Source organism: Microbacterium sp. H6 (genome assembly GCF_003314775.1).
Taxonomy (GTDB): Bacteria; Actinomycetota; Actinomycetes; order Actinomycetales; family Microbacteriaceae; genus Microbacterium; species Microbacterium oxydans.
Window position 1 is genome coordinate 2602 of the sequence record NZ_QOAY01000309.1, and the last position, 5608, is coordinate 8209.

Annotated in this window: 5 protein-coding genes; 2 read left to right on the top strand and 3 right to left on the bottom strand. The window is 68.3% G+C overall.

Annotated elements, in window-relative coordinates:
• Window positions 1-12: 12 nt before the first annotated feature.
• On the bottom strand, window positions 13-765 hold the full coding sequence (locus tag DSP71_RS21225; RefSeq protein ID WP_179515861.1) for a gamma-glutamyl-gamma-aminobutyrate hydrolase family protein: 753 nt from the start codon (window positions 763-765) through the stop codon (window positions 13-15).
• Entirely contained in the window at window positions 746-2152 is a 1407-nt protein-coding gene (locus tag DSP71_RS21230; RefSeq protein WP_046749788.1) for a glutamine synthetase family protein, read from the bottom strand. Before DSP71_RS21230 ends, DSP71_RS21225 begins: the two co-directional genes overlap by 20 nt.
• Window positions 2153-2259: 107 nt before the next feature.
• On the opposite strand from DSP71_RS21230, the gene DSP71_RS21235 reads away from it, so the two are divergent.
• Window positions 2260-3810, top strand: a complete 1551-nt coding sequence (locus DSP71_RS21235) for an amino acid permease (protein WP_113681991.1) — start codon at window positions 2260-2262, stop codon at window positions 3808-3810.
• Window positions 3811-3869: 59 nt separating this feature from the next.
• Here the strand turns inward: DSP71_RS21235 and DSP71_RS21240 are convergent, their stop codons facing one another.
• Complete coding sequence (locus DSP71_RS21240; protein ID WP_045263421.1) at window positions 3870-4142, bottom strand: metal-sensitive transcriptional regulator; 273 nt, start codon at window positions 4140-4142, stop codon at window positions 3870-3872.
• Window positions 4143-4247: 105 nt separating this feature from the next.
• Here DSP71_RS21240 and DSP71_RS21245 point away from each other — a divergent pair, with 105 nt between their 5' ends.
• A complete protein-coding gene (locus DSP71_RS21245; protein ID WP_113681992.1) occupies window positions 4248-5525 on the top strand; it encodes a DUF445 domain-containing protein in 1278 nt (425 codons plus the stop codon).
• Window positions 5526-5608: the final 83 nt, after the last annotated feature.

A 5608-nucleotide genomic window follows, 5' to 3' on the forward strand; every position in this document is an offset into this window, starting at 1 on the left:
CTGTGAACGCGCTCATCGGGCGTCCTCCTTCCGCCCGGCGGCGAACGCGCGAGCGTGCGAGACGAGATCTTCGAAGAGACGTCGGTCTTCGGCGTTCTCCTCCGGATGCCACTGAATGCCGACGACGTGACCATCTGCGGTGTCGACGAACGCCTGCACGAGTCCGTCGGCGGAGTGCGCAGCGGCGACCAGCCCCTCCCCGAGCCGATCGATGCCCTGATGGTGATAGCTGTGCACGCGTACGTCGCCGGCACCGAGGACGCCGGCGAGCGCCGTGTCGCCCGAGACCTCGATGTCGTTCTCGGCGAACACGCCTCCGCCCAGGCGGTAGCGCTCGGTGCCGAGCGACTCGGGCAGGTGCTGGTGCAGAGTGCCTCCGCGCGCCACGTTGACGAGCTGCAGCCCGCGGCAGATCGCGAGCACCGGTATGCGGCGCCGCTCGGCCGCTCTGAACAGCGCCAGCTCCCACGCGTCGCGGTCGACCCGGGCCGGATCCGTGAGCGGATGCCGCTCCTCGCCGTAGCGCTCGGGAGCGACGTCGGCCCCTCCGGAGAGGATCAGTCCGTCCAGCCCGGCGATGGCTGCATCCGCCGACTCCGGGTCCTGTGGCGGCAGGAGCAGTGCGATTCCGCCCGATGCCGTCACTCCGGTCAGGTACTGCTCGGGCAGGAACGCGGCCCGCACATCCCACACCCCCTGCTGCGCCCGCTCGAGGTAGGTCGTGACCCCGATCAACGGTGCCGGGTCAGAGCCGCTCGAAACCACGGATCCGCTCCCAGTCGGTGACGGCGGCGTCGTAGGCCTCGACCTCGATGCGCGCCTGGTTCAGGTAGTGCTCCACAACGTCGTCGCCGAACGCTTCGCGCGCGATGGCCGACTCGCTGAACAGCTGTGCCGCTTCGCGCAGCGTGGTGGGAAGGTGTTCGACGCCGGCCTCGTACGCGTTGCCGGTGAAGCGGTCGGGCAGGGGCAGTTCGTTCTCGATGCCGTACAGACCGCCGGCGATGATGGCCGAGATCCCGAGGTAGGGGTTCACGTCGCCGCCCGGCACTCGGTTCTCGACCCTGAGCCCGGCCCCCGCCCCGATCACACGCAGCGCACAGGTGCGGTTGTCGATGCCCCAGGCCACTCCGGTCGGGGCGAAGCTGCCCTTCGCGAACCGCTTGTACGAGTTGATGTTGGGCGCATAGAGCAGGGTGAACTCCCGGAGCGTGGCGAGGATGCCGGCGATCCAGTGCCCCATGATCGGACTGAATCCGTGCTCGCCGTCTCCGGCCATGACCGGAGTGCCGTCGTCGGCGCGCAGCGAGAGGTGGATATGGCAGCTGTTGCCCTCGCGCTCATTGAACTTCGCCATGAAGGTGAGCGCCTGGCCGTGCTGCTCCGCGATCTCCTTCGCGCCGTTCTTGTAGAGCGCGTGCTGGTCAGCGGTCTCGCGCACCTCGGCATAGCGGAAGGCGATCTCCTGCTGCCCCAGGTTGCACTCCCCCTTCACGCCCTCGCAGTAGAGGCCCGCGCCGTCCATGCTGTTGCGGATGTCGCGCAACAGCGGCTCGAGGCGGGTGGAGGCGAGCAGGTTGTAGTCGACGTTGTAGTCGGTCGACGGCGTCAGTCCCTCGTACTTGCGGGCCCAGGCGTCGCGGTAGGTGTTGTCGAAGACGATGAACTCGAGCTCGGTGCCCGAGAACGCGGTCCAGCCGCGTTCGGCCAGTCGATCGCGCTGACGGTCGAGGATCGCCCGCGGCGACGGGCTCACCGGCTCCCCGTTTCCCCACACCAGGTCCGCGATCACCAGCGCCGTCCCCGCCAGCCAGGGGATCCGGCGCAGCGTCGCGACGTCGGGCCGCAGCACCATGTCGCCGTAGCCGCGATCCCACCCCGACATCGCGTAGCCGTCGACCGTGTTCATGTCCACATCGACCGACAGCAGGTAGTCGCACGCCTCGGCACCGTGATGCACGATGTCCTCCTGGAACAGTCGTGCGGACACCCGCTTGCCGACCAGCCGCCCCTGCGCATCCGCGAAGGCCACGATCACCGTGTCGATCTCGCCGGCGGCGATGCCGGCATCCAGTTGCTCGATGCTCAGGTTTCCCGCCATCGTCTCGCTCCCGTCGTCGTGGTGAAGCGATCGGCCGACCGGCTTCGCCATCAGAGTAGATCACCAGGACGTTTAAAGGTAGACGAAACTACCATTGGCTGTCACAATCATCCGCAAGGTGCACCCGGCGCCTGTGTGTGCTTGCGAACGGAGAGCGGATGTCTGAGCAGAGCAGTGAATCCCGCAAGGTCGCTGGGGCGACCTATACACGCGCCGGGAACGACTACTTCGAGAAACGCACCCTGAAGAGGTCTGCCGGTGTCTGGGGCCTGTGGGGTCTCGCGGTCGCCGCCGTCATCTCCGGAGACTTCTCCGGCTGGAACTTCGGCATCGACTTCGCGGGCTTCGGCGGAATGCTGATCGCCTTCGTGATCCTCGTGCTCATGTACTACGGCATGATCTTCGCGATCGGCGAGATGGCCGCGATGATGCCCCACACCGGGGGCGCCTACTCCTTCGCGCGATCGGCGATGGGACCGTGGGGCGGCTTGGTCACGGGCGCAGCGGAGACGATCGAGTACGTCGCGACCACGGCGGTGATCGTCTACTTCTCGGCGTCGTATGCGAACGGCATCACGAGCGAGCTGCTGGGAATCCAGCTGCCGGGGTGGCTCTGGTACCTCATCCTCTACGTCGTGTTCATCGCGCTGAACTCCGCGGGGGCCGCGATCTCGTTCCGATTCGCGATCGTCGTCTCGATCATCTCGATCGGCATCATCCTGGTGTTCTCCCTGATGGCGATCTTCTCCGGCGCCTTCAGCTGGGACGCGCTGTGGGACATCGCCCCCGACCCCGGCCAGACGGAGTTCCTGCCGCACGGCGTGCTGCCGATCCTGTTCGCGCTCCCGTTCGCGATGTGGTTCTTCCTCGGCATCGAAGAGCTGCCCCTGGCCGCCGAGGAGTCGCACAACCCGACCCGCGACATCCCCAAGGCCGGCTTCTGGGCGCGCGGCACCCTCATCGTCACGGGTCTGCTCGTCCTCTTCCTGAACACCGGCGTGATCGGCGCCGAGGCCACCGGCACCGCGGGCGAGCCGCTGCTCGACGGCTTCCGCGCCATCGTGGGCGACCAACTCGCCGCGGTGCTCGCGCTCTTCGCCCTGATCGGGCTGCTCGCCTCCCTGCAGGGCATCATGTTCGCTTACGGCCGCAACATGTACTCGCTCTCCCGCGCAGGCTACTACCCTCGCTTCCTCTCCCTCACCGGCAAGCGGCAGACGCCGTGGGTGGCGCTCGTCGTCGGTGCGGCGATCGGTTTCGTCGCCCTCATCGTGCTCGACGTGCTCGCGGCCGTCGACGCCGAGGGCGCCGGGTCGGTGGCAGGCGCGATCGTGCTGAACATCGCGGTCTGGGGCGCGGTGCTCGCCTACGGACTCCAGCTGGTGTCGTTCATGATCCTCCGCAGGAAGTACCCGGACGTCGCGCGGCCGTACCGGAGCCCGTGGGGGATCCCCGGCGCAGCTGTAGCGCTCGTGATCGCCGCGCTGATCTTCGTCGGGTTCCTGCTGAATCCGACGTTCGGCCCCGCCATCGTGGCGATCGCCATCGTCTACGTCGTGATCCTGCTCGGATTCGGGCTCTTCTTCCGCCACCGTCTGGTGCTGTCGCCCGAAGAGGAGTACGCGATCTCCGGCGGCTCCCACGGCGACCCGCAGGCCGAGGGTTACGACGCCATGGAGGGCGAGGTGTTCGACGACAGCGGCAGGTGACTCACCGCGCAGCGCCTCGACGACTCCGTCGGGGCGCTGTGTCGCGCCGCCCCTGGACCCTACTTGCGGTCGAAGTCGAAGGCCTTGAGCAGCTCGACGACGGCCTTCTCCCGCTCCTCGCCGCCCTCCTCGAACATGTGGGTGACGTGCGTCTGCAGGTGGTTCTCCAGCAGCAGGCGGTTGAGTGACTCCAGGGAGCGCTGGATGGCGCGGGACTGCGTGATGATGTCCATGCAGTAGTCCTCGTTCTCGATCATCCGCGCGACGCCGCGCATCTGTCCTTCGAGGATGCTGGTGCGGTGCAGCGCACGTTTCTTGATGTCTTCGATCACCCCTCGAGGGTACTCCCCCCAGGGGGTATCCGGCTGTCTGTGCGCCGAGACAGCGCACGCTCCGCGCACAGGGCCGCCGGTGCGGTGGCGTGAAAGGATGACGTCATGCCGCGAACACCGATGACGCAGCTCTCGCCCGCCGACCAGGAGCGCCTCCGCGCGCTCCGACGCATGAAGGCCGTCGCCCTCGGCGCCCTGGTGTTCATGGCCGTCGTGTTCGTGTTCGCCTTCGCGTTCCAGCAGCGCATCGAGGGACTCGCCTATGTGCGCGCGGCGGCCGAAGGCGGCATGGTGGGTGCGCTCGCGGACTGGTTCGCGGTGACCGCGCTCTTCCGACGCCCGCTCGGGCTCCCCATCCCGCACACCGCGATCATCCCGAACCGCAAGGACGAGATCGGCCGCTCGCTCGGCGAGTTCGTGGAGACGAACTTCCTCGCCGCCGACGTAGTGCGCACCAAGCTGTCGACCACGAAGATCGCTCTGCGCGCAGGCGACTGGCTGCGTGAGGCCCCGCATGCGGAGCGGGTCGGCGCCGAGGGTGCGACGATCGCCACGGCCGTGCTCAACGCGCTGAGCGACGACGACGTGCGAGACCTGATCACGGACCTCGCCCGCGAGCATCTGGTCGATCCCGAGTGGGGTCCGCCCGCCGGAGCGTGGCTCGAGAAGATCGTCGAGGCCGATGCCCATCACGGCGCTGTCGACCTCGCCGCCGACAGCATCTCGCGCTGGCTCGACGCGAACGCCGAATCGTTCAGCGGTCTGGTCTCCCGGCGCCTTCCGGGGTGGGTGCCGAAGCTGGCTCACCGCTTCGTGGACGACACGGTGTATCACGAGGCGGTCAAGTTCGTGCACGCCGTGCAGGCCGACCCCCACCACCCGGCACGCCTCGCGGTCGACGGCTATCTGGCACGTCTGGCCGGCAGCCTGCAGAACGACCCGGCGACGCGGGCGAAGCTCGAGAACGCCAAGGCGTCGCTGTTCGACAGCCCCCGCGTCGGCGCTCTGGCCGCTGAGGCGTGGAACACCGCGAAGAACGGCTTGCTCGCTGCCCTCGCCGATCCCGAGAGCGGCCTCCGACGCCGCGCCGTGCAGGCCCTGCAGGAGGTCGGGGAGCGCCTCACGACCGACACCGCGCTGCAGAACCGCGTCGACACGTGGGTATCGGACGCCGCGGTCTTCCTCGTCGACCGCTACCGGCACGACATCGCCTCGATCATCACCGACACCGTCGAACGCTGGGACCCGGCGGAGACGACGGAGAAGATCGAGCTCATGGTCGGCCGCGACCTGCAGTACATCCGTTTGAACGGCACGTTCGTCGGCGCCCTGGCCGGTCTCGTCATCTTCTCCATCGCGCACGCCCTGATCCCCGGCGTCTGACCATGCCCTCGTCCTCCCGACCGCTGAGCCACGATCCCCTCTGGCCCCGAGCCAGGTCCTGGCCTGCCTTCGACGGCACCGCC

Bases quoted from the DNA above. Each gene is read 5' to 3' on its own strand.
- DSP71_RS21230 (WP_046749788.1), bottom strand. From the start codon at position 2,152: ATGGCGAAGCCGGTCGGCCGATCGCTTCACCACGACGACGGGAGCGAG.
- DSP71_RS21235 (WP_113681991.1), top strand. From the start codon at position 2,260: ATGTCTGAGCAGAGCAGTGAATCCCGCAAGGTCGCTGGGGCGACCTAT.
- DSP71_RS21245 (WP_113681992.1), top strand. From the start codon at position 4,248: ATGCCGCGAACACCGATGACGCAGCTCTCGCCCGCCGACCAGGAGCGC.